Raw genomic sequence first — 25544 nt, 5'->3', positions numbered from 1 at the left:
TTCAACATGGTGCGCGGCCAGAGCTGCGCGCTACATATTTACCAACAAAAACGCCCGCGTTTGGGCGGGCGCTCTTAGAGAAACAAGTTCAGAAAGCCAGACGCAACGCGCTCAAAACGTGCGCAAAGATACGCAGCCGCGGGCTTTATCGCGAGGCGTAAGAAGGTTTAGTCTACGTCGAAGTCCTCGAAGTACTCATTCGGGATATCCCGCATTAGATGAGTTGATTGAGCCGCCACCGTATCCCAGGAAAAAGGCAGCCATAGGCCCGTCACGCAGTCAAAAACCTCCGTGGCGGCCAGGCAGGGAAATAGCTTGTAGTCGAACTTGGGATAGTTGTGCACCAGGTAGCCGGGGTAATAGTAGTCGTGCTGCTTAGCTAGCGCGTGCTTAATTTTCAGCAGCATGAGGTATTTGCCTAGGCTGTGCTTGCGGTAGCTTGGGTGATAGAAGTTCATGATACCGGCCAGCGTGCGGGCGCCACTGTCGAAGATACCCGCCGCAATTAACTGGTCACCGTCGCGGACCTCTAGTACCTCCGAGTTGAACACGTTGTGCGTAGCGCCAGCCAGCATAAAGGCTTCCACCGTTTCGGGCGCATCGAAGGTGATGGAGCGGCGGTACTCGGCGTACAGGGCCTCCAGCTCATCCGTAAGCCGGAACGGCCGGATGGATGTGGAGAACCGCTCGTTGAGGCGCAACAGCCGGCGTTGCTCACTACCAAATTCCATCTCAGGCAGCACTAGCCGCAGCCAATGCACCGTGTAGAGGGTATCGTTGATGGGCAGGAACCGACAGGTAAACAAGTCCTGGTGCATCCGGTAGTAGCCCTGGCTCAAGTAATAATCTAGCGCGTCGCCTCTGATAATGGGGAAGTAAGAAGGAGTAGCGGACATGCGGCGTATGTAGGGTAGTTCGGTAATGAAAAGGTAGCATAGGCGGGCTTCAGCTAGTAAGCAAGTAATAGCTACAAAGCTTGTTAATGAGTCGCGGGAGTTAAACTCAATACGCGCACTTCCTTCGCAACTATACTAGCATCTAAGCCTACCGAAGAGTCAAAAGTGCATTTGAGGTTACTTCCACTTTCTTCGATAAGTAAGTCGAAAATCACATTTTGGTGGCTGAAGCAATCAAACTCCACTTCCTGAATGTCGATAAATTGAAGCTCTATTGTGCAGTGTTTAACTGGCTTAGAAAATCTATTTGTCTGCCCCTCTTTCGTCATGCCAAAGGCATTGATTACAAACGTGGCGGCGGCATGATAGCCACGATTAGCTTCAAAAGTTACTTTGGTGATTTCCGCGTCATGAAAGCTAGGCCAGTAACCGAAGAACTGACGAACTACTTCAGCATTAACGATTCGGGCGAGGGCAAGGCTCTCAAGTTCAGACATAAATAGCACTCAGTATAAGGCAGCAGAAAGAGCTAGGCCACCTAAAACTAAAAAACGCCCGCGTTTCGGCGGGCGTTTTAAAGAGTATTAGTAGAGTCAAAGTAAAATCAATAGGCCTAGAAGGTGCGCAGCGACAGGCAGTAGTCCTCTTTTTTGCGCATGGCCGTCTGGCTCAGCAGGTCTTTATCGGCGTAGCCCAGCAGGTGCAGCACGCCGTGAATCATGACCCGGTGCAGTTCATCGCGGAACGGCACGCCCAGCTTTTCGGCATTTTCCCGCACGCGCTCCACCGAGATGAAGATGTCGCCCTCAATGATATCCGACGTATCGGCGTTGTCGAAGGTGATGACGTCAGTGTAGGTGTCGTGGTCGAGGTACTCCATGTTTACCTTGTGCAGGTACTCATCGGAGCAGAATATGTAGGTGAGCTGCACAATTTCGTACTCGTGCACTTTGGCTACCTGCTCAATCCAGGAAACCAAATCTTCAGCGTCACCTAACTCAAACTCGACATCCTCCACCAGGAACTCGATACCGTGTACCTCGTGCTCGTGGGTGGTATCGTCCTCAAACTCGTCGTGGTCGTGCGGAAAGTCGCTCATACCCTAATCAGTTGCTAGCAGAAGCGTTTTCGGCATCGTTCAGAGCGGGCTCCTGCGGGTTGGGCAGGAAGAACGTCAGCTGCACGTTGCGGCCATCTTTCTGGAACTCCACTTCGTCGGCTAGGTGCCGAATCAGGAAGATACCACGACCACCGGGATTCTCGATGTTCTCGGGAGCGGTGGGGTCGAGAAGGTTGGTGTAGTCGAAACCTTCGCCCTGGTCTTCTACTTCAAACTTCAACCGGTCGGTATCCACGATCAACGATAGGAACACATTCTTGTCCTTGTCGAACTTGTTGCCGTGCCGGATAGCGTTGTTTACCGCTTCCGTGACGGCCACCATGATGTTACCGTAGATATCATCCTCAATGTGAAAGGTATCCTTCGAGTTGTCGATGAAACTTTCCACCACGCGGATATTTTCGACCAGCGAAGGAATCTGAATTTTAACCTGCTTCATAAAAAGAAAAAAGAGGGAAAGCGGCGTAGGGGCGGTAAAAGTAGCTCAACGCTACTTCATTTTCTGAAAATATTCACTCACCTCGCGCTGATAGTACGGGGTGAGGGCGGGCGGAACAGTCCGGAGCAACTCCGTCTGCCGGTTTTGCTGGCGTTTGTACTGGTCAAAAGCCGGCGGAAAAACAGGCGGACGGTTCTGAGCCGTCTGCGCTTCGCGCTTGTCATCCTGGTCCCGTTCACGGGCCGATTTTTCGGCTTCGAGCAAGCGAGTCAAGATTTGGCGCTGGCGCATGACAGTTTGCTCCGTCAGCCGCTTGTTTACGAGGTCGGTTTCGGTTTGTTCCATCATTTTTTTGACGTCGCCGAGACCCCCGGCACCGTCCTGGCCTTTGCCATCTTTATTGGAGCCCGGCTTGCCGCCATTTTTCTGCTGCATGCGCTCTAGCTCCTGCATAGCCTGCCGCAGCATTTGCTGCTGCCCAGCTAGTTTGGCCAACTCTTCGCTGAGAGCCCGGCCCTGCTTGCCACTCTGCTGCAGCTGCTGAATCTGTTGGTTAAGCTGCTGCTGCATGCGGCCCATCTGGCCCTCACCAGCGGCGCTGCCTTTTTTCTTTTTGCGGCTGCCTTTGCCTCCCCCACCCTGCTGTTGCTGCTGGCTCTGGCGCTGCTGCTCCTGCATTTGCTGCAGGGCATCATTGAGCATCAGGGCTAGGTTGTTCATGCTGGTCATGGCCAGCTGTTGGCTGTTGGTGGCCCGCCCAATGTTGCGCTGCCGAATCTGGTCGAGGCTCTCATCCATGCGGCCGTTCATCTCGCCCACTTCGCGGGTCACGAAGCTCTGAATCTGGAAGACTTTTTTGGCCAGTGCATACAGAGAGTCCTGCACCACGCGGGCATCGTCCTTGAGCTTGCGTTGGGTTTGGCCGAGCTGCACGAAGCGCGGGTCCGACTGGTCTACGGTGCGGAACTGCTTCATCAAACCCTCTTGGTCGAAGCTGAGCTTGAGCAGGTTTTCCAGGATGTCGCGCAGGTCGTCAATGTTCTGCTGCTGCTGGTCCTGCTCCTCTTCTTCCTGCTGTTGCTGCATCTTCTGGGCCATCTGCTTCATCTTGTCAGCGGCTTGCTTCTGGCTCTGGCTGGCTTTCTGGTTCTGATTCTTACCGAGCTGCTCCTGGCTTTCCTGCTGCTGCTGGTCCACCTCCTGCTGCTCCTGCTTCATCTCGTCGGCCCCGTTCTGGTCGTCGAGCTGCTTGTCCAGCTCCTTCATGTCTTTGAGGTCCTGCTTCAGCTCCTCAAACTGCTGTTTCTGCTCAGCCTGCTTTTGCTGCAGCTCCTGCTGTTTCTGCTGTTGCTGGGCTTTATCCTTGGGAGCCTCGCCGGAGTTCTTGTCGTTCTTTTGGGTTTCGTCGGCCAGCTTCTCCTGCTCTTTGGCAAGCTCCTGCAGCTTTTCGAGGGCTTGATCCTGCTTCTGCTCAAACTGCAGCTGCTTGAACATTTCGAGGGCACGCTCTAGCTCCTTCTGCAAGGTATTCTCCTTGTTTTCGAGCTGTTGCAAGAGCTTCTGCATTTCGGGCTGGTTCTGGTCCTTCTGTTGGTCCAGGAGCTTCTGCAGCTCCTCGTAGAGCTTCTTGGTCTCGGGGTCAAGAAGGGTTTCCATTAGCTTCTGTAGCTCCTTCGCTTTCTCGGCCAGCTCCTCGTTTTTCTCGGGGTTGAGCTGGTTCTGCTGCTCCTGGAGCTGCTCAAACTGCTTCTTCAACTCATCGAGGGCCTGATCCATCTGCTGTTTTTGGTCCAGCATGTCCTTGAGCTGCTTGCGGTCCTGGAAGTTCAGGTCGCGCTTCACCTTGAGCTTGTCCTCTGCCTTGGCCAGCTCGCGCTCCATCTTCTTGCTCTGCTCCTTCGATTGGCTCAGCTGGCTCTGCACCGCCTGGCTTTGCGAGGCCATCTGCTGGCGCATCTCGGTGCGCGAGGGCAAGCGGAACTCCGCCGCCCGGCTCCGCGCCGACTTCGGCCCATGCAAGCCGTCGTTGTCCCACACCTGCACAAAGTACTCCAGCCGGTCGCCGGGCTTGAGGCCTAGCGGCCGGATATCCCACTGGTGGGCGTAGCTCTGGTTGGGGCCGCTGCTCAGGGGCAGAGCGCGGGTCTGGTAGGCCGCATTGGGCCGCGCTTTGCTCAGCACGCGGTAGTGCAGCTGCAGGCGCGAGAGGCCATAATCGTCGCGCACGTTGCCGGCCAGGGCCAGAAAACGTAGCGAGGTAGTGTCCTGGAAGCTTTCCAGCGTAATCTCCGGCGCTTGGTCCGGAATCACGGTGAGTTGGTACTGAATTGGGTCGCGGTTGGGGCTGAAGCTGTTCTGCAATTGCACCGAGTAGTCTTGGCTGCGCGACACCTTGCGGCTCACCCGGAATAGCTCATCGTTGGCCTCAGCCGTCACGGTTTCGTCGGGGTTGCGGAACTGCAGCTGCAGCTTATCGGTGGCGGCGGTAGTGAATTCCCACTGCACCGTGCTGCCCTCGGGCACCGTGAGGTTACCAGAGTTGCGGATGGTTTCGGCGGGCTTGCCAAGGTAGGCCGGGTAGGCCACTCGCACGGCAAAGTCGCGCAGGTTGGGCCGCTCCCGCACCTTTAGGTCGTAGTCGGTAGAAGTAACGTTGGCGGCCGAAAGCTGGAAGTTTACATCTTGCTGGAGCTGCCGGAACTGGTACTGAAAGCGGTTGCCCTGGCTGCGGGTGAGGCGGCGCGTGCGCCCCTCATATTCAATGCTGATTTCGTTGGGCAGGGCCTCGCCTTCCACGGCCACATCCAAGGTAAAATCTTCACCCTTGAAGGCTTTGAGGTCTTTATTTGCCACCACAAACCGGAATGGCGCGGGCGGGCTATACTTGTTGTTGTAGTGCAGAATCCGCTCAGTGCCCTGCACGAACAAGGCGGGGTAAATTAGCAGCACTAGCATCACAATGGCCGCGGGCACGGCCACGTACTTCCAGAGTGGCCTAGTTTGGCTTTTAATGTTGATGCCTTGGCTGAACTCCACGCCGCGCAGCTGGGCGGCGCGTTGGTCGAGGCTGGCCGCCAACAGGGCGTTGGTTTGGGCCTGGCCCCGCAGCTGCAGGGCATTGAGCAGGCGGTCCTGCACATCGGGGAACAGCTCGCCCACCCGGCGCGCGGCCTGCTCATCGGTCAGCATGCGGCGCAGGTTGGTAAGGGCCGCCAGCGGTTGCCAGATCCAGCGCCCAAACGCGTACACCGACAGGCCTACGAACCCGAACAGCAACCCGGCCCGCACCCACGTGGGCAGGTACAGGAAGTACTCGAGCAGGTTAACCACCAGAAACAGGGTAAGCAGCAGCCCGCCGGCCACCAGCGCACCCCGCACCAGCAAACTCAGATAAAATTTACGCTTAAAGGCATCTAGCCGGGCCAGCACATCGTCTAGCGCCCGGGTTGTTGCAGGGTCTTGCTCCACCATAGGTCTTCAGCCAGTTTCAGGCCTGGGAAAGATACGGATTTAGGGGCGCAGGATGCACCAACCCATGTCCTTAGCAGAAGGACGTACAGCAAGGGGTAAAATGTTCCGTTTCGGAGGAGGTTGGTTTTTGGTTGTGGCCTAGCGTGACCTTACCCCCGGCCCTCTCCTCGGAGAGAGGGAGAATTCTGGAAGCAATGGGCAATGGCCTAGAAGACCTCACCCAAATTGAACGCCAAGCCGCGGGAGCCATCGGCGCCGATACCATAGTCTACGGAAAGGTTGGTGCGGGAGACTTTGTTGAGGTTGAGACGGAGGCCCGCTCCCATGGCGGGCACCACTTTATCGAAGCGTGCCGTGAGCAAGGAGCTAGAGGCTAGGGGCGAGTTTTCGGATACCGTTTGCGCATTGCCGAATACTACGCCGCCCAGCAGGCGGTTGCGGGTGATGCCGAAGCGGTATTCGGCCTCAGCATAGAGCAGGTTTTTTCCCCGAAAGCGACCCTGGATAAAGCCGCGACCTACGTTGCTGTACGTGTCCCAACCGGTGCTAGGCAAGTCTAAGAAGGGCGGGTTGCCATGCAAAGTCATGGCGTTGTATGACCAGAAGGCCAGCACATCCTGAGAGTGAGGCGCCAGCTTAATATAATGGCGAGCATCAACTAACAGAGTTTGGTAGTTATTGTCGCTGCCCAGCCACCGTGAGTTAAACCGCAGTACCGTATTTACATAGGTGCCGCCCAGCGGGTTGATGCTATTGCCCCGGCTGTCATAGAGCAAGCTCATGGTGGGCCCCGAGGAGATTGACTGGCCTAGCACACCGTTATCGTAGTTTGAGATGTGGCTTACCTCCTGGGTTCCAAAACGGCTTTTAATATCCCAATGATAGTCAAGCTGGTAGCCCAGGCCCGCATACAGGTCTTTGCTGATGTTGCGTAGGCCACTCTGGTGAATGCGCAAGTAGTTGTAATCCATCAGCACGGCCCGGTCGAGAGAGGTATGCATGCCCAGGCCGTAGGTGCTTTGGGGGTAGTGCATCACGCGCCAGTCGCCTACCCAGTTGAAGCGGTTGCCAGGGTTCCAGATGGAGGAGGTGGCCGTGAGAATCAGCTGCTTATTCTGGGTGTAGCTCAGGGCCGATACCAGCGTTGACATGTTGGCGGCCGGCCGCTGAAAGGCCACGTTACCGGTGAGCTGCACCAGCAGGCGGGTTTGCTGGGTGTACCCAATGGCCGGAATTACCCACACAAACTTGTGCCCCTCGCCCAGCGCCGCCGAGTCGTGGGCAGCCATGTGGGTGCGCGGAAATAGGGTGCGGTACAGATCTACTATATCCTGCTGGGGCCGCCGGCCCACCCCAATCAACTGTACGCTGTGGCGCGGCGGCGCAACGATGGCCGCCGTATCAGGTGCCTGGGCAGCAACGGTTCCGTTCATCAACCAGCTGATTAACAGGCCTAGGCCACCCTTTTTTACTACTTGTAACACTGCACGTATTCAAATGGAACTATATGTAATCGGTGCCGGGATATCTAAAACCCAAAGGTCCGAGAAATGATTAGGAGCTGTTTAAGTTTTTCTGCCACTCCAAGCTTTTGCTCGATCAGCAGAAGCAAAAGCCAGCTCCTTCCTCAGTTGAGGAAAGTCTAGGGTAGTTGCTTAATCGTTGTTTACTAAGCCCGTCATGCTGAGTGCAGCCGAAGCATCTCAACCGCTTCGTAGCGGCTAGGCCAGTTGATTATCCCAAGGGAGAGATGCTTCGCTAAGCTCAGCAGAGCGGGCGGGGACATGGGAGAATGACGGTTCTAGGCCAGTCAACTACCCCTACCCCCACGCCGCTTTATGGGCAGAATTGGCTGAGGAGGGGAACTAGCCGCTAGCTCAAGCTTTCTACTACTGCCACCACTGCACCTGTGGCAAGGGTTGGCCTAGCGTTACAGGCTGGCCTAGCTCGGGAGTGGTCATGGGAAGATGGTGGCGGAAGGCTGCAGCGGAGGCGCGCTTTACGGGGTCGTTCCAGGGGTGGTGGGCTTCCGTGAAGGCTCCCCAGTGCACGGGCAGTAGCACGTTGGCCCGCACATCTAAGGCCGCCTGCACGGTTTGCTCGGGCAGCATGTGAATGTTGGCCCATTGGGCATCATACTGGCCACATTCCATGAGTGCCAAGTCGAAAGGGCCGTGCTGGCGGCCGATGGTTTGGAAGTGCGGGCCGTAGCCTCCATCACCGCTGTAAAACACGCGCTTGGTGGCCGACTTCATCACCCAGGAGCTCCAGGAGGTGGAGTTACGGTTGGTGAGGCCGCGGCCTGAGAAGTGGCGGGCTGGTGTGCTGATGATGGTCAGGCCGGGCAGCTTCACGGAGTCGCCCCAATCTAGCTCGTGCACCTTGGCGGGGGCCACGCCCCAGGCCAGCAGGTGGGCACCTACGCCCAGGGGCACGTAAAAATTGCTGGTCTTGTCCTTGAGGCGCAGAATGGTTTGGTAGTCGAGGTGGTCGTAATGGTCGTGAGAAATCAGTACGGCATCAATGGCGGGCAGCTCCTCGGCGGTAATGGCCAGCTGGGGGTTGTAGCGCTTGGGCGTAACCCAGGAAAGTGGGCCCATTTTCACGCTCAGCATGGGGTCGAGGAGGATGTTTTTGCCGGCTATTTCTACTAAGCTGGCCGAATGCCCAAACCACGTGGCCCGCACCGTTTCGGGCGCCTTTTGTGCAATGCTGGCGGCCGTGAGCGGTTGGGTAGGAAGGGGCCCATTGGGCGTGGCATTGGGTGATTTACTGAACAAAAACTTCCACAGCACCGAGAAGGTGCTACCGCCGGTCATCATCTCCGTGGGCACCAGATTCTTGAACTCGCCATCCTCGTAGTGGCCCGACTTCGCGTAGGCCAGTCGCTGCTCCTTGGTGGGGTTGCCGCCCAGCTCGGGGCTCAGATTGGCAAAGGCCACACCCACCACCAGCAACACAACTACAATACTGCCGACGAGCCGGCCGATGACTTTCAATGGTTTACGCATGAGTACAGGTGAATCATGTAGTGCTAGGCACATGGCCCAGGCAATGGAAGAGGCAGACGGGCAAGGGCAACAAATACCTTACGCACTAGGCCAGCTGGTGGCCTACAAACCAAAAACCGCCCTGCCCGACTAAACGGACAGGGCGGCTGACTAAGGCGTAGGGCGTTGTATTACAACGCGTAGGCCGGTTTACTTAGCGTCGGCTGATTTGGCGTCGGCTTTATCGTCTTTGGCTTTAGCCTTGCGCTTCTCTTTCTTACCGTTCGCGTCTTTGGTCTTGATTTTCATCTTCTCATTGTCGGCGGGCGGCGTTACGGCAGAAGGGGCCGGAGCCGCCGCCGGGGTCGACGCCGCAATGGGCAGGCCCTCCGTGTCAAGCTCCACTACTTCGTAGCCCAGCTCGGAGAGGCCGGGGAACGACTTAGCGCGGTCACCTACTACCAGGATATACATGTTGTCGGCGGGCAGATATTTCTGCGCGCTGGCCTGCACATCTTCCTTGGTCAGGTTGTTCAGAATCTGGCTCTGCTGCTTCACGTAATCCTGGGGCAGGTCGTACTCCACCAGGCGCGAGAGGAAGGCGGCCTTCTGCTGGCCGGTCTCGTAGCGCAGGGCATCGCTCTGGCCCACCGACGACTTCAGGAACTGCAGCTCCTCATCCGAAATGCCGTTGCGGTAGTTCTGAATTTCCTTCATGAACTCCTTCACCGAAGCAGCGGTAGCATCGGCGCGTACGCCGGCTGAGGCCGTGAACGGACCCACGTAGCGGGTGCTCTGGAAGCCCGAGCGGGCACCATACGTGTAACCTTTGTCTTCGCGCAGGTTCAGGTTGATGCGCGAGTTAAAGGCCCCACCCAGCAGGTAGTTAGAGAGGTAAGCACGGTAATAGTCGCCGGTAGCATCGTAGGTGAAGGGCGTGAGGTAGCCCACCCGAATTTCTGACTGCGCGGCACCCTCCTTGTTCACGAAGTAGATGCGGGTCTTATCAGGCTTAGGCGCGTTGTCACCAGCGGGCAGGCTGATGTTCTTCTGGGGCCAGGCCTTCAGGAACGCCAGCTGCGGCGTGAGGGCGTTCTGGTCCACGTCGCCCACGGCTACCAGGTAGCTCACGTTAGGCGCGTAGTACTGCTGGTAGAACTGCTTCACGTCGTCCAGCGTCAGAGCCGATACCGTGGCGGCGGTACCGCTGGTAGGCACGTTCAGGATGTTGGTAGGCCCGTAGAGCAGGCGCGAGTAGGCCTTGTCGGCAATTACTACGGGCTGGGTGTTCTGGTTGGCAATGTTTTCCAGCGTCTGCTTCTTGATACGGTCAAAGTCGGCCTGATCGAAGCGGGGGTGCATGAGGCGCTCCTCCAGCAGCTTCATGGTGGCTGGAATGTTCTTGGTCAGGCTCTGCACGTACACCGTGGTGTTGTCGTCGCCGGCTGAAACGCGCACGGTGCTGCCCAGCTTGTCTAGCTCAGAGCTGAACTGCTCGCCGGTGTATTTCTGGCTGCCTTCGTTGAGCATAGCGGCCGTGAGGGAAGCAATACCAGCCTTGTTGGGCATGGTTTGCTCCAGGCGGTGACCACCCCGGATAGTCATCAGCATGGTAACCGTCGGGATTTCCTGGTTACGGGTGCCAATGATGCGCAGGCCATTATCCAGGGAAGCCTGCCAAATGGTGGGCACCTGCACCACCGGGTTAGCTCCGGCGGCGGGCTGCTTGCTGCGGTCGAAGGTATCGGTAGCCTTCAGGTATTTCAGGCCCGCGTACTCGTCTTTGGGCGCTACGTAGCCCGCTTTCGATACCGTGAAGTTATCGGGGTGAGAAGGTTGCACGCCGCCCGTCTTGGGCACCACGCTCAGGATTACCGCCGATTTGCCCTTCAGGTACTGGTTGTACACGCGCTGCACATCGGCCTTGGTTACGGCCCGGATGCGCTTCAGGTCTTCGGGCAGACGGTTGGGGTTGCCGAAGTACGTCTGGTTGGCCGCCAGCTGGTTTACCTTGCCGTTTACGCTGCTCAGACCATTGATCAGGTCAGCTTCTTCGGAGGCCTTAAAGCGCTGGATATCCTCGTCGGTTACGCCGCGGGTTTCAAACTCCTTCAGGGTCTTGCGCAGCGTCAGCTCCAGAGAGTCTAGCGTTTTGCCGGGGAAGGGCAGCGCAATCAGCGAGAACTCACCCGCCAGCTCGTTGTTGCTGCTGTAGGCGGTAGCCTGCACGGCCTTCTGGGGCTTCGTCAGGTTCTTGTACATCAGCGAGTTTTTGCCCTGTCCAATAATCTGGGCCAGCACGGCCAGTGGCACCTCGTCGGGGTTGCCGTTAGGAACGGTCGGGAACACCATGCGCAACATGGGGAAACGCACGTTATCGGTGTAGCTCACGTAGCGGTCCTGGGTCAGCTTCACGGGCGCCAGCTTCTGGCTAGCCACGGCCGGACCGCGGTTGATGGGACCGAAGTACTTCTCCACCATCTTCACCACCTCGGCCGTCTTCACGTCGCCGCCCACGGTGAGTGTAGCGTTGTTGGGGCCGTACCAGCGCAGGAAGAAGTTCTTGAGGTCGTTCACATCGGAACGGTCCAGGTCTTCGAGGTAGCCAATCGTCGACCACGAGTAGGGGTGGCCGTAGGGATACAGCGTCCGGATGATGTACTCATTGGCCTGACCGTAGGGAGCGTTATCCACGCGCTGGCCCCGCTCGTTCTTCACCGTAGAGCGCTGAATTTCAAACTTCTTCTGCGACACGGCATCCAGCAGGAAGCCCATGCGGTCGGCTTCCAGCCACAGGCCGGTTTCCAGCTGGTTGCTGGGCAGGGTCTCGTAGTAGTTGGTGCGGTCGAGGTTGGTAGAGCCGTTGAGGGTACCACCGGCCGAGGTTACCAGCTTAAAGTGCTGCTGGTCGCCCACGTGGTCGGAGCCCTGGAACATCATGTGCTCAAAGAAGTGGGCAAAGCCCGACTTGCCAATCTGCTCCCGGGCCGAGCCTACGTGGTAGGTCACGTCTACGTGCACCAGCGGGTCACTGTGGTCTTCCGTCACGATGAGGGTAAGGCCGTTGGGCAGCACATACTTTTCATACGGGATAACCAGCTCGTTGCCCTTGCGGGTTACTTTCTCCACCAGTTTGGCACCACCCGCTGTAGCAACAGGCGCTTTTTTTACCGTGGCAGGCTTAGGAGTAGATTTTTGTTGGGCCATTGCCGGGTTGAAGGCCAGGGAGAAGCCCAGCCCGAGCAAGAGCAAATGATTACGCGTCATTAGTGGGGAAATAGAGGATGAAGAAAGTTCGTAGTCCGGAAGTTACGCCGCGAAAGACACAGTAAAAAATAGGAAGATGCAAGTAGTGGCCTAGGCCTATTCCAAGGCGCGGAGCACCAACGTAACTGCCACATTCTCCGACTCCTTTGGCTTGTGGGTCAGCCGGTACCCGCGCCAAGGGCGGTTGCAGCACTGCCGCCAATATGTCTCGACCTCCGTCACGGAAGTACCGCGCACTACGGCCGGAAAATCGTTCATAGGGGTGCGGCGGTAAGTGGCAGAGTCTGCGAGATTTGTAGCGGTAAGAATAAGGTGAGGTGTTGGGTCGCCGCGTTGCATAGGAACGGCCACTTCGGCGGGATAATTGGAACCTAATCCTTCAATCAGCACGAAAAAGCCGTTAGGCGGCAGCTGCAGGCCATAGGCGGATATATCCACGGTAAGCCGCTGGTCAGGTAGGGCCACTAGTTGCGCCGCAGTGTAGGTAGCTGCCACCGGAATGAGGTCGTGGGAGGTGGGCCGAGGCTCAGCCTCGCTAGTAGGAGCCACGAGCCTAATGCGTATTTGGCCGGCTTTGGGCTTATTTGGGCGCAGCTGCACAGTTATTTGCTCTACCACAGCTGGCGGGCTGTCAGGCGCGGGCCGAAACAGTACGCCACACTCACTGCCTGGCACTACTAACACGCCCATCTTATCCTTCACCTTTGGCCCGAAGCTGGAGAGTACTACAGGCTTGGTAGGCCGCACACTCACTTCGCCAAGCAAGATGGACTGAGGCAGCAGGCGCAAGGTGTCTACTTGCCCGGGTTGTAGGCCACTGCGGGAGGCTTCTAACGGCGCAAAGCCTAGGTGGCGTAGCTGAAAGTGAGCCGCTGGTCCCGCTAGCGTGAAGTGGCCTAGAGCATCGGTGCTGAAGCGCTGCTGGGTGGCAAGGTCAAGCCCGGTCACGCCGGGTAGTGGCCGGCTGGTGGTGGCATCTACTACTATTGCTTGGTAAGGAGGCTCTTGGATTAGATGTGCAAGAAGTAATGCAGTCATAGTAGAATGGTAGAAAGGCATAATAGGATATAGCTCAACAAGAGCAAATCTAGAGAGAAAGTATCCGGAGAAGCCTATATAAATACAGGAGATTTTTGGCACCTTGAGGCTGAGTGGCCTAGTGGTTGACAATTGGCGCTAGGCCACCACAGTTCCTTCACACTTCTCCCCTACTTGCGTATGCGCGTTCTTTCTTCCGCCGCCCTGGCGGGCCCGGCCTTGCTGCTAGGCCTGTTGGCCGGCTGTCAGGGTAACTCCTCCACAACCACTACCGGTGCCGGTGCTGCCACGGCTGCCGCCGACACCACCGTTGCTTCCCCACCCGACGGCATCACGACCGCCGACATCGGCAACCACATCAAAGTGCTGGCTTCTGATGAGTTTCAGGGCCGCAAGCCCTTCACTGCTGGCGAGGAAAAAGCTACCAGCTATCTGGCCGATGAGTTCAAGAAACTGGGTTTGAAGCCCGGCCCCGATGGCTCCTACTTTCAGAATGTGCCCTTGGTAGAAATTACGGGCACGCCCTCCAGCACCATGCAGGTAACCGGCAAAGGCCAGAACCTGACCTTCAACTACAAAACCGATTTCATGGCTTTCACCGAGCGGGAGGTGCCTTCGGTGGCCCTGAAAAACTCCGAGCTGGTGTTTGCCGGCTACGGCGTGGTGGCCCCCGAGTACGGCTGGAACGACTACGCCGGCCTCGACGTGAAGGGCAAAACGGTGGTGGTGCTGGTAAACGACCCCGGCAATGCCGGCAACGATACCACCATGTTTAAGGGCAAGGCCATGACGTACTACGGCCGCTGGATGTACAAGTATGAGGAAGCCGCCCGCCAGGGTGCCGCCGGCCTGCTCATTGTGCACGATACCAAGCCGGCTGCCTATCCGTGGTCGGTGGTGCAGAGCAGCTACTCCGGTGCCAAGCTGCGCCCCCAAACCACCGACAAAGGGGCCAGTAAGTGCGCTGTAGAGGGCTGGATAACCCTGGATGCTACCAAAAAGCTGTTCCAGGCCGCTAACCTCAACTACGATCAGCTTTACGCTGCTGCCAACAAGAAAGGCTTCAAGGCCCAGCCTATGGGCCTGAACCTAAGCGTGAGCGTGCAGAACAAGCTGCGCCGCCGCAACTCTAAAAACGTGGTGGCCGTGCTGCCGGGCGCGGCCCGCGCCAACGAGTACATCATGTACTCGGCCCACTGGGACCACCTCGGTATTGGGCCCGCCATCAACGGCGACTCCATTTATAACGGCGCGGTGGATAATGCCAGCGGCTGTGCGGCCCTGCTCAGCATTGCCAAGGCTTTTACCAAGCTACCCCAGCCACCCGCCCGCAGCATTGTGTTTCTGGCCGTAACCGGCGAAGAGCAGGGGCTGCTGGGCTCGGGCTACTACGCCGCCCACCCGCTGTTTCCGCTCAACAAAACCGTGGCCGACATCAACATGGATGCCCTCTCCTCCTTCGGGCCCATGCGCGACCTGACGGTGGTGGGCCTCGGCCAGTCGGAACTGGATGACTATGCCCGGGAAGCGGCGAAAGAGCAGGACCGTTATATTCAGCCCGATGCACAATCGGAAAAGGGCTTCTACTACCGCTCCGACCATTTCAACTTCGCCAAGGTGGGCGTACCTTCTCTCTACGCCAGCGGGGCCGCCGATAGTCGGGCCAAGGGCAAGGAGTACATCACCCAGCAGCACGCCGAGTTTGAGGAGAAGCACTACCACCAGCCCTCCGATGAGTACAACCCCAACTGGGACCTGCGCGGCATGGAGCAGGATGCCCGCCTGCTGTTCCGGGTGGGGCAGCGTCTGGCCGGCGAAACTACCTTTCCTAACTGGAAGCCCAGCTCCGAGTTCCGGGCTATTCGGGAGAAAAGCCTAGGCCAGAAGCCAAAGGCGTAGGCCAGTGAAGTAATCATAACAAAGGGAGCCGCAAAGAACTTGCGGCTCCCTTTGTTATGGTAGCGTTCATAGAAAAATCATGATGGAAATGGTATGATAAAGGTCATGGTAGAAAAATGCCCTTGGGAGTCTCAAAACGGGACATCTTACCCCTACCTTTACTGCAATTGACTCTCCTCATGCAAGCTTCCTCAACCGATTACGTGGCTCTCTCCTACCGCTCTGACCTGCGGTTGCTGTTTCTGCGGTGGAAGAGGCCGGCTTCACCAGCCGAGCATCGGGCCGGGTATCAGGCTGCCCTTCAGCTGGCTCAGAAGGAACAGGCTGGGCGCTGGCTAGTGGACTTGCGTAGCCGCGGACTAGCCGACCCCAATGATTTGCAGTGGGTATTGCGGGATTTTCGCTCTGATTTTCAGGCCGCCTTGCCCACTACTACGCGTCGGCTGGCTTACCTCACCACCCCTTACCACGCCGATATTCTGCGGCCGCGCCTATCAGAATTAGACAGCCTGGCGGATACTGGCACCGATATTCGGGTGTTTACTGAGGAGATGCCTGCTCAGCAGTGGCTGCAAACCGGGCAATAGGCAGCTGGTACTTGCAGGCGGCAGTGCCCTAGCCCTCGGCCCAGCGGTACCGGCGCTCCTTCCACTGAATATAGGAAGGCCACACGGTGTAAGCCAGGGCCGCCAGCGACATGAACAGCAGGTACGCGTCGTAGATTAACAGGACGCTCAGAGACTCCCGCCGCCCAGTCTGCCGAAGCGTGATGAATAGAAACAACGTCTGACACAGTACTTTGGCAGCGTACAGCGTGAGGATGGTGGTGGTGGGGAGCAAGCCCGGCCACCCCAGCACCGTGTAGAAAAAGCCGTAGGAGCTGAACAGCAGGCTTAGCTGCCAGGGCAACCGGCTGGCCCCCTTCATCCAGCGCTTGCGCTGATGCAACAAGTGGCGCACCGTGGGCTGCGGCACCGATACGCCCAGCGCTTTCGGAGAAATGATGTTGCGGAAGCCCCACCCCTGGCCTACAATCTGCTCAAACAGCTGCAGGTCTTCGGTGATGCTGAATGCCAGGGCCTCAAAGCCGCCAATAGATTCATAGGCGGCCCGCGTCACGAGCATGTTGTTGCCTACCGCCGTGATGGGCAGACCTAAGTCGGTGAGTACCCGAATCAGACTCAACCCATAGAGCCAGTCGAGGCCCTGCAGGCGCCCGAAGAGGTTGCCATCAGCGGTGGTGATGCCCGTTACAATGCCCACACCTTCGGGCGCGGCGGCCAGCATGGTTTGCACCCAGTCGGGCGCCAGAGCCATATCGGCATCGGTGAACAGGAAGTAATCAGTAGTGGCGGCGCGGCAGAGGTGGGCCAGCACGTTGCTCTTGCCCTTGGAGGTGCCTAACCGGTGCCGGATGGACAGTAGCCGGAACTGGGGCTTGTCTTTGATAAAAGCTTCCACCACGGCCACGGTGTTGTCGGTAGAAGCATCGTCGCCGATGAGGATTTCCAGTTGCTCAGCCGGGTAGTTTAGCTGCAGTAGCGCCTGCAGGCAGCGCTCAATGGTAACTTCTTCATTGCGAGCGGCAATGAGAATGCTGACTCGGGGCCGGGCACCGGTATCGCGCAGAGCGGGGCGCGGCAGCACCAGCAGAAGCAAGATCAGCAAGAATAACCCAAAAAATACGCCGAAGAAAATAACCGGAAATACCATACGCTGCCAGTCGAGAGGAAAGGCCGCCCATCGGCTGAGGGCAAAGGTGCGGCACTGATTGTCTATGGAATACGGCTTGCGCGCTAATTGGTGGTGAGGGGTAAATGCTGATTTTGACTTTAACGGCCTGGTATTAATACGGATAGGCCTAGAGCACAGAAAAGCCCTTCCTCGTGTGACGGAAAGGGCTTTTCTGTGCTCTAGGCCTATTTAGATAGGAACTTACATGTTGGGGACAACGGCCGTTGGGGTATCATAACCCGGCGAATCAACTATTTGCGCGCCGGGCTTCACATCATCTTGGTCTTTCACCCACAGGGTAAGCAGGCCCGCTAAAATCATGGAGCCGCCGCCTAAGGCAATTGTATTCAGGGTGTTGCCTTGGAACAGGTGCATTGTAAAGAAGCCCAGGAGCGTGGCCGCTACAATCTGAGGAATTACAATGAAGAAGTTGAACACGCCCATGTAATACCCCATTCTGTTAGCCGGCAACGACCCCGCGAGAATAGCATAGGGCATCGACAGAATGCTGGCCCAGGCAACACCCACCATAGCCATGGAGACCATGATAAAGTCGGGGTTGCTGATAAACTTCAGCGACAACAGGCCTAGGCCACCTATGAGCAAGCAGATCATGTGCGTTTGCCGCCGGCTGGTGCGCGCGGCAATCAGCGGGATGATAAAAGCAAAAACAGCCGCTACGCCATTACGAACTGAGGAAGCTAGGCTCAGCCAGTCGGCGCCATCGTTGTACTGCTGCTGCACCCGCTTGAGCTCTGCCTGCTCCTGGCCCGTAGGCTGGGCGTGGGTGAGGTAGTAGCCGGTTAAATTGGTGGTGAGAATTTTGGTAGGATTATCCGCCTGAAACTGGTTGATCTCCTTGATGTCGTTCTGCAGAGAGCTCAGCTCTTTCTTGTCTTTATCGGTTTGGGCTTGCGTGGCGGCTTGGTTCACAAACGCAACCATTTTGGCATACAGGCCCTGGTTCACCTTCATGTTGTAGATGTTGCTCGTAATGGCGTTGGTCGAGTAAATCCACATCGAGAACAGTGCAAACCAGGTGAAGAACTGCACCAGGGCTAGTTGCCGCATGGCCACCGGCATCTGGAAAATACCCGCAAATGATTCCTTCAGGCCGTCCCAAATGCCCACCTTGGCGTTTTCCTTCCGAAACTCTTCCATGTCTTCCGGAGGAGTTTCAGTAGAGGTAAACACCGTGTACATCACGGCCAGCATAAAGGCCACGGCGCCGGCGTAGAAGGCCCATTTTACAGAAGGCGGAATCTCACCCGCCGGAGCCGTATTGCTGAGGTGGAACCAGTTAGTAAACACCCAGGGTAGCGCCGCTGCAATCACTGAGCCGACCCCAATAAAGAAGCTTTGCATGGCGAAGCCGCTGGTGCGCTGCTCGCTCGGGAGCTTGTCGCCCACAAAGGCCCGGAAGGGCTCCATACTCACGTTGATGCTGGCGTCGAGAATCCAGAGCATGCCGCCCGCCATCCAGAGAGCGGAAGAGTTAGGCATAACAAACAGCGCCAGCGTGGCCAAGATAGCCCCAATGAAGAAGTAAGGGCGGCGCCGGCCCCAGAATGGGTGCCACGTACGGTCAGAGAAATACCCAATGATGGGCTGCACAAGTAGGCCAGTCAGCGGAGCGGCAATCCAGAGAATTGGAATGTCGTCCTTGTTAGCGCCCAGCGTTTCGAAGATGCGGCTGACGTTGGAGTTCTGCAGCTCAAAGCCGAACTGGATGCCTAAGAAGCCGAAGCTCATGTTCCAGATTTGCCAGAAGCTGAGGCGGGGTTTTTCGCGGGTGCTGGTGGAAGCCGCCGCTACACTGGTTGCCATGTGGTGGGAAGTGGTAAAGAGGTGAGGAAGGGATGAGGCAAGGAGGTGATGAGGTGCCTAGGCCAGTGAAGATGTAGGATGCACGGGCCGTTTATAGTGCTCAGGATGACGTGCTGGAGCGCTTCATCACCTCGTCACTTCATCACTTATTTAGCTTTGATTTCGAAAATGTAGGCGCTCTGCGGGGCCAGCGTTACGTTCAGGGCCTGCACGGTGGGGGCCTGGTTGAGGATGTCCGTGTAGGTGTAGAATTGGTTGGCGTTGAGGCCCATCAGCTGCAGCACGTTAGGCGGAATGCGCAGGGTTGGCTTGTAGGTTTTGTCGGGGCTGAAGTTGGCCACAATGAGCAGCTTCTGCTTATCCGTATAGCGTACAAAGGTGTAGAGCTGGCGCTGGTTGTACTGCTGATCGAGGTTGTTGGCGTCCTGCAGCTCATAGAACTTCCCGCGCCGGATGGCGTCGCTCTGGCTGGTGAGCGTGAGCAGGCGCGTATAGAAGTCGTGGAGCTGCTTCTGCTCGTCAGAGAGCTTGCCGCCGTCAAACTTGCCGCCGTTCATCCACTTCTGGTGTTCGGGCACGCCCCAGTAGTCGAAGATGGTGGTGCGGCCGTCTTCGCTGGAGAAGCCCTCGGCGCCGTGCGCCGGCTCGCCCACGTGCTGCCCAAAGTACAGCATCACCGGGCCCGTAGCCAGCGTGGCCGACACCGTCATGGCCGGAATAGCGGCGCGGGGGTTGCCGGCAAAGTCTTTGGAGGCAATGCGCTGCTCATCGTGATTTTCCAGAAAGCGCAGCATGTGGCCCGAGAAGCCGCGGCTTTCCTGGCTCCACACCTTGGTAATGTCCTCGGTGGTGCCCTCACCCCGCATCAGGCGGCGTAGGCCATCGTAGAGGCCTACCTTGTCGTAGAGGTAATCGAAGTGCCCCTGCTCGATGTACATCTTGTACGTCTTGGCGTCGTAGGCCTCTCCAATGAAAATCAGGTCGGGCTTGATCTTCTTGAGCTCCGGAATCACCCAGGCCCAAAACTCTACGGGCACCATCTCGGCCATGTCGCACCGGAAACCATCCACGTTCTTCTTGGTCCAGAAGATAAGGATGTCGCGCATTTTCAGCCACGTATCCGGGGTGGGCGTGAAGTGCTGGGCGCGGCCATTCTGGTAATCAACCCCGTAGTTGAGCTTGATGGTCTCGAACCAATCGTCCACCTTGGGTGCTTCCGAAAACACGTCGTTGCCGGTGGCTTTGGCGGGCACTTCCTGAAACTTGGTGTCTTCTTTCGGGCCGCTTAAGGGGCCTAGCGGATTGTAGCCGGCCGGCACCACAAAGCTTTTGCCGGGCAGGTAGTAGAAGTTGTTGTTGGGCGCAAAGGCCTTGGTCTTGTCGTCCTTCTCCCCCAGGTCTACCACGCCCGCCGGGTGGGCATCCGACTTATACGTGCGGGCTACGTGGTTGGGAATGAAGTCGATGAGCACCTTCATGTCGTTGTCGTGGGTCCGCTTTACCAGGGCTTCAAACTCCTGCATGCGGTTCTTCACGTTCACGGCCAGGTCGGGGTCTACATCGTAGTAGTCCTTCACGGCGTAGGGCGAGCCGGCACGGCCCTTCACCACGTCGGCATCATCGAGGGCAATGCCGTCCTTGGTGTAGTTGGTCATGGTGGCGTGCTCTAGCACGCCGGTAAACCACACATGGCTCACGCCCATCTTCTTGATGGCCTGTAGCGCGGTGGTATTGATGTCGTTGAACTTGCCAACCCCGTTTTCCTGGAGCGTACCGTAGTGCTTATTCACGGCTGTTTTGTTGCCGAACAAACGGGTCATCAACTGATAAATCACCAGCTTGTGGTCCTGCGGTACTTCGTCGGTGGTGTTGGGGTCCGAGGTGGAAAAGGTTTCTGCCACGGGAGCTGAGGGTTGCTGAAACAAAGAGAAAGATGCTAATCCTAGAGAAAGGACGGCAACCGGCAGTACCAGGTTTTTCATAGGCAAGTGAGAAAGGTAAAATGGTGAAGCGGTGAAGTGGTGAAATGATGAGCTTAGTACTGGGGCCGTTCAACGTGTTTGAACAGGACAGCATCACATTCACAACCTCACTGCTTCACCATTTTACCACTCCTGAGTAAGGGGGTGAATCATCAGCTCATCCACTACCACATGAGGCGGCGCTTCTAGCACGTAGCGTACCGCCTGGGCAATATCGGAGGGCTTGAGGTGGGTCTTTTCGAGCTCGGGAGAGCCGGGGTGGGAGTCGTTAAAGTAGGTGTCCACCATACCGGGGTAAATGGTGCTCACCTTCACGCCGTGGGGTCGCAGCTCCTTGCGCAGAGAACCCAGCATGGCATCCTGGGCGTACTTGCTGGCCCCATAAACGGTACCATGCTCAAAGGTGCGCTTACTTACATCGGAGGCAATACCCACAATGTGGCCCCGGCCCTGCGCTTTTAGGTGGGGCACTACGGCCTTGCACATCAGGAAGGTACCCTTCACATTCACGTCAAAAATCCGGTCCCACTCGGCGGCCTCAAAGTTTTCGAGCAGGTTGAAAGAGCCCACGCCGGCGTTGCACACCAGAATATCGAGGCGGCCAAAGCGGCTTAGGGCTTCATCTACCACATTTTGGGCGTCGTCGGCATCGGCTACATCAGCCGGAATAGCGAGGCCCTGGGTTTTGGCGTTGAGCTCTTCCAGTTCCTCGGCGCTACGGGCTACGGATACCACTTTGGCACCTTGCAGGGCCAGCAGCAAAGCAATAGCTTTCCCGATGCCGCGGCTGGCACCGGTTACAATGGCTACTTGGTCGGTCAGGTCGGTCATAAGAATCAGGCTTAGTGGGCTTATGCTGAAAAAAGCAACCAGTGCTCTAGGCATAAGTTACGAGGGACTGCGGAGGTTCCCGCAGTCCCTCGCCAGACTATTTCTTCAACTCCACTACCCAAGCCGTGCGCCCAGGGATTTTGAAAGACTTCAAATCTGATACAGTGGCCCCAGTGGCTACCTCCGTACCGGACGTAAACCCGCCGGTACGCTCCGCAAACCGGGTACCGTCTACCGTCTTCTCTTCCTTGTTGCCGTTGAGCATGACCATCACGGTCTGGCCCTGGTCGTTGTAGCGGAAATAGGTGTACACCCCGTCCTGCGGAATGAACTGCATGAGCTTGCCGGTGGCCACTACTGGGTGCGTTTTGCGGTAGTTGGCCAGGGTACTGAGGTATGTGAAAGCCTCGCCGGCCTGCCCAGTGCGGCCGGCGGCCGTGAAATAATTGGTCTTATCACCCGCAAAGCCGCCGGGGAAGTCTTCGCGAACCTTGCCGTCGGGGTTCGAGAAGTTCTTCATCAGCACCTCGGTGCCGTAGTAGAGCTGCGGAATACCGCGGGTGGTGAGCAGCCAGGCAATGCCCATCTTGTACTTGGCAAAGTCTTCCCCAATCACGGAGTAGAAGCGGCTCATGTCGTGATTGTCGAGGAAGGTCACGTTGCGGCTCGCGTCCTCGTACATCCAGTCGCCCTGCAGGGCTTCGTACAGGCGGTTCATGTTGGGCTGGTCGCCGCGCAGCGCATCGTGAAGAGCACCCTGCGACTGGAAGTCAAACACCGACTCCAGGTTAGACTTGAACCCATCGACGGGCTGGAAAATGTTGCGGGCGAAGAACGCCTGCTGAGCCGTGCTGCCCACCCAGGCCTCCCCAAACTTGAACAGGTTCGGGAACTCCTCGTTCAGGGCCTGGCCCCACTGCATCAGGAACTTGGGGTCGGAGTAAGGGTAGGTGTCGATGCGGTAAGCATCTAGGCCAGTGTACTCCACCCACCACAGGAAGTTCTGAATCAGGTAGGTAGCTACCAGCGGGTTGCTCTGGTTCACATCGGGCATGGTGGTATCAAACCAGCCTCGGTTGTACAGCTTGCGGTCCAGCTCCGAGCCATACGGGTCGTTGAGGGCCGAGGAGTTGTAGTTGCTGCGCGTGAAACTAGGCCACTGGTTGAACCAATCTTTGGCGGGCTGATCCAGAAACAGGTAGTTCTTGCTTCCCATGTGGTTGAGCACCACATCATGCACCACTTTCAGGCCGTTCTGGTGGGCCTTGTCCACAAACTGCCGGTACTCCTCCAGGGTGCCGTAACGGCGGTCGGTGTTGTAGTAGTCGGTGAGGGCGTAGCCGTGGTAGCTGGCCTTGGGCATGTCGTTTTCCACCACCGGCGTCATCCAGATGGCCGTGGCACCCAGGCTCTTAAGGTAGTCGAAATGGTTCTCGATGCCCTTCAGGTCGCCGCCGTGACGGGAGTACATAGAGTCGCGGGCCACTTTGGGGGCGCGCATCTCCTTGATGTAGTCGTTTTTCGGGTCGCCGTTCGAGAAGCGGTCCGGCATCAGGAAGTAGATGAAATCCTGCTGCGTTAGGCCCTGCACTTTCTGCTTGTCGCCGGGGGTAGTGCGCTGACGCAGCTCGTAGGCGTACGTCATCTTTTTGGCACCCTTAAACTCCAGCTGCAGCTTGCCTGGCTTGGCCGTGGGACTGATGGTGAGGTTGAGCAGCAGGTAGTTAGGGCTCTCCAGCTTCTGCACGCCATCCAGCGTTACGCCTTCGTAAGACTTAAGAGTAGCGGTGCTGCTGGCAATACCGGGGCTGTGCACCAGTAGCTGCAGCTTGGGGTTTTTCATGCCTACCCACCAGAAGGTAGGGTCGATGCGGGTAGCGGAGGTGGCTTTGGCGGCCGGGGCAGCCAGTTCAGTAACGGAAGGGGCGGTGGCGGCTACAGCGGGCGCGGCAGCGGCCAGCAGGGTGCCAGCCAGCAAAGGCAGAAATCGGGCTGAGATCATACGTGAGGTGGGATTCAGTGACGGAACTGCAAGATACAGGCTCTGCAATCGGTTGAGGTAATGCCGAAATGCGCGGAATTGGTGCTGTGTTAGCCTATTCTAGGCCACCCAGTAGCCCAAGACGCCAATGGCCGTTACCCCACCCCCGTCCCCTCCCCTCCGGGAGAGGGGTGCCAGACGACTTCTATGTCAGAACGCACCCCTCTCCCGGAGGGGACGGGGGTGGGGTAACGGCCACAAAAAATCCCCGCCGCCTGCATTACCAGACGACGGGGATTTTTGTGGGAGTGGCCTACCGGGGTGGCCTAGGACCTTACTGCACTTTCGCCAGCCAGAGCGAGGCGTTTAGGTGCAGGCGGGCGTGGCTTACGTTCTCGTTCCAGCCATCATACACGGTGTTGCCGGGCGAGCCCGTGCCGTCGTCGGCCGGGGAAGAGTCGCCGATGATGACCACGCGGCCGGTGCCAAAGGTGCTGCTGGCGGCCATTACGCTGTTGTTGCCCTGGGTAGCGGAGGTACGCCAGATCAGGCCTTGCACCGTAGTGTTGGCGGTAGGGTTGAGCGTCATAGTGGCGCCGTTGTGGAAGGACAGCTGGCTAACCCGGCCCTGCGAGCCGTTCATGATGGGGTTGGTGGTGGAAGCCAGCGCGTTGGTGCTGTTCTCCACAATGTTGTCGAGGTTTACGGAGAAGCCGAAGGGGTTGGCTTTCACCGAGTTGTTCTGCATCAGGTCGTTCCAGATGGCCGGCGAGTCCCAGCCGTCGTTGTTGCGGTCCGAGATGTCATGGTCCGAAATCATGAACAAGCCACCCCCGTTCTGCACAAACTGCAGGATAGCGGTTTTCTCGGCAGCTGTAAATACCGTGTTGGGCTCATCCACCACAAACACGCTGTAATTGCTCAGGTCCTGGGGGTTAGAGGTGTTGCCGAACGAGATGGCCGTGCCGGCGGGCAGTTGCTCCACGGAGTGGCCTAGCTTAGCCAGGGCCACGCCCCAGGCTGAAATAGCGCCGGTCCAGTAGGTTTCCAGGGTGCTGCTGGTAATGCCGCTCTGGTCGGGCGAGGGGTAGCGTGAAACCACGCCGCTGTTCACGTCCAGCACCCAGTCGGCGTTGCCGGCCAGCTCCCCGTGCGAGCCATCAAACAGGAACTTCTTGCCGCCCGTGGTGGGAGGTGGCGTAGTGGTGCCGGAGCCGTACTGCTCCAGGGTCACGTTATCAATGTTGATGCGGTTGGTGCCACCCGAGATTTTGCGGATCTGCAGACGCACGTTGCCGCTCAGGTTTACGGTGAAGGAAGCCGTGCTCAGGGCCGAGCTGCTGCTGGTGATGGTGCTGCCTACTTTAGTGTAGCTGCTGCCGCTGTTCTGGCTTACCCATAGCTCCCACTGCGAGCTAGCATCGGTGCCGTACACGGCGTGCTGCACGGTTACCACGCCTGCGCCGGTGGTGGCATCGAAGTTCATGCCCACCGAGCCCACGTTGCGCACCCGTACCGATTGGGCCCCAGTTTTAGGGTCGGCGGTGGTGTTGCCGAGCAGGGCGTCATTGAGCGTCCAGGAGCCGGAGCCGAGGGTAACGGAACCCGTGGTATAGGCTGTTTTGGTGCCCGTCTCGAAGCCTTCGGGGAAACCGACGCTGCTTACATGTTGCTGAACTGTAGTAGCCGCCGCGGGCGTGCTGGGCGAGAGGTCTTGCTTGGCGCAAGCCAGCATAGTAAGGCTCAGAACGGAGGCCGTGAGCCAGCGAAAAGAATACTGCATGAAAGAAGGGTTTTGGTTGTGGAGGTAGGAAAGGAAGGACTACTGCTCGGCAAAACTACCCGGCAGCTTGCCCCTGATACGGCTGAGCAGCATTATTGATTTGTTACCAAATAGCAGACTGACAACCTATTGTTTAGCTCTCCTAAGCAAGCAGAAAGGCGGCCAGACAGTTCCAAAGCTCCGCCTGTGCTACCTACCAAAGGCCCCGGGGTGGCCTAGACAATGTGAATGGGGCATGCATTGATGCTTTTTTGTCTTTTATTGGTGGCAGGTTAGCATTTTGGCC

17 protein-coding genes are annotated in these 25544 nt (G+C 57.7%); 2 read left to right on the top strand and 15 right to left on the bottom strand.

Annotation, left to right across the window (positions count from 1 at the left end):
- Positions 1-167 precede the first annotated feature (167 nt).
- The 9 genes from EU557_RS22055 to EU557_RS22015 form a co-directional block, all read right to left on the bottom strand.
- On the bottom strand, positions 168-896 hold the full coding sequence (locus tag EU557_RS22055; RefSeq protein WP_135532647.1) for a GNAT family N-acetyltransferase: 729 nt from the start codon (positions 894-896) through the stop codon (positions 168-170).
- A gap of 83 nt (positions 897-979) precedes the next feature.
- Positions 980-1393 (bottom strand): Imm50 family immunity protein, encoded by a 414-nt coding sequence (locus EU557_RS22050; RefSeq protein ID WP_135532646.1) that lies wholly within the window; start codon positions 1391-1393, stop codon positions 980-982.
- A gap of 116 nt (positions 1394-1509) precedes the next feature.
- Positions 1510-1995, bottom strand: coding sequence for an rRNA maturation RNase YbeY (ybeY, locus tag EU557_RS22045; RefSeq protein ID WP_135532645.1), 486 nt, complete (start codon positions 1993-1995; stop codon positions 1510-1512).
- Between the two features lie 7 nt (positions 1996-2002).
- Positions 2003-2455 carry an ATP-binding protein gene (locus tag EU557_RS22040; protein ID WP_135532644.1) on the bottom strand — a complete coding sequence of 151 codons (453 nt, stop codon included), beginning with the start codon at positions 2453-2455 and terminating at the stop codon, positions 2003-2005.
- Between the two features lie 51 nt (positions 2456-2506).
- Positions 2507-5926: a DUF4175 family protein gene (locus EU557_RS22035; RefSeq protein WP_135532643.1), complete on the bottom strand. Its 3420-nt coding sequence runs from the start codon at positions 5924-5926 to the stop codon at positions 2507-2509.
- A gap of 206 nt (positions 5927-6132) precedes the next feature.
- Positions 6133-7410 (bottom strand): BamA/TamA family outer membrane protein, encoded by a 1278-nt coding sequence (locus EU557_RS22030; protein ID WP_245326354.1) that lies wholly within the window; start codon positions 7408-7410, stop codon positions 6133-6135.
- A gap of 405 nt (positions 7411-7815) precedes the next feature.
- Positions 7816-8937, bottom strand: a complete 1122-nt coding sequence (locus tag EU557_RS22025; RefSeq protein WP_167855308.1) for an MBL fold metallo-hydrolase — start codon at positions 8935-8937, stop codon at positions 7816-7818.
- 189 nt (positions 8938-9126) lie between these two features.
- Positions 9127-12183 carry a M16 family metallopeptidase gene (locus EU557_RS22020; RefSeq protein ID WP_135532641.1) on the bottom strand — a complete coding sequence of 1019 codons (3057 nt, stop codon included), beginning with the start codon at positions 12181-12183 and terminating at the stop codon, positions 9127-9129.
- Between the two features lie 96 nt (positions 12184-12279).
- Positions 12280-13221 carry a peptidase associated/transthyretin-like domain-containing protein gene (locus EU557_RS22015; RefSeq protein WP_135532640.1) on the bottom strand — a complete coding sequence of 314 codons (942 nt, stop codon included), beginning with the start codon at positions 13219-13221 and terminating at the stop codon, positions 12280-12282.
- Positions 13222-13401: 180 nt separating this feature from the next.
- Between EU557_RS22015 and EU557_RS22010 the strand changes: the two genes are divergently transcribed.
- A complete protein-coding gene (locus EU557_RS22010) occupies positions 13402-15120 on the top strand; it encodes a M28 family metallopeptidase (protein ID WP_135532639.1) in 1719 nt (572 codons plus the stop codon).
- 179 nt (positions 15121-15299) lie between these two features.
- Entirely contained in the window at positions 15300-15707 is a 408-nt protein-coding gene (locus EU557_RS22005) for a hypothetical protein (RefSeq protein WP_135532638.1), read from the top strand.
- A 28-nt stretch (positions 15708-15735) separates the two neighbouring features.
- Here EU557_RS22005 and EU557_RS22000 read toward each other — a convergent pair whose 3' ends face one another.
- The 6 genes from EU557_RS22000 to EU557_RS21975 form a co-directional block, all read right to left on the bottom strand.
- Positions 15736-16833 (bottom strand): glycosyltransferase, encoded by a 1098-nt coding sequence (locus tag EU557_RS22000; protein ID WP_135532637.1) that lies wholly within the window; start codon positions 16831-16833, stop codon positions 15736-15738.
- Between the two features lie 222 nt (positions 16834-17055).
- A complete protein-coding gene (locus EU557_RS21995; protein ID WP_245326353.1) occupies positions 17056-18681 on the bottom strand; it encodes an MFS transporter in 1626 nt (541 codons plus the stop codon).
- 146 nt (positions 18682-18827) lie between these two features.
- Complete coding sequence (locus EU557_RS21990; RefSeq protein ID WP_135532636.1) at positions 18828-20663, bottom strand: alpha-amylase family glycosyl hydrolase; 1836 nt, start codon at positions 20661-20663, stop codon at positions 18828-18830.
- 123 nt (positions 20664-20786) lie between these two features.
- A complete protein-coding gene (locus tag EU557_RS21985) occupies positions 20787-21494 on the bottom strand; it encodes an SDR family oxidoreductase (RefSeq protein ID WP_135532635.1) in 708 nt (235 codons plus the stop codon).
- Between the two features lie 97 nt (positions 21495-21591).
- A complete protein-coding gene (locus EU557_RS21980; protein WP_135532634.1) occupies positions 21592-23496 on the bottom strand; it encodes a glycoside hydrolase family 13 protein in 1905 nt (634 codons plus the stop codon).
- 313 nt (positions 23497-23809) lie between these two features.
- Entirely contained in the window at positions 23810-25258 is a 1449-nt protein-coding gene (locus tag EU557_RS21975; RefSeq protein ID WP_135532633.1) for a hydrolase, read from the bottom strand.
- Between the last annotated feature and the right edge of the window lie 286 nt (positions 25259-25544).

This window comes from Hymenobacter wooponensis (assembly GCF_004745865.1).
Classification (GTDB): Bacteria; Bacteroidota; Bacteroidia; order Cytophagales; family Hymenobacteraceae; genus Hymenobacter; species Hymenobacter wooponensis.
This window is presented reverse-complemented; position numbering and strand designations above follow the sequence as displayed.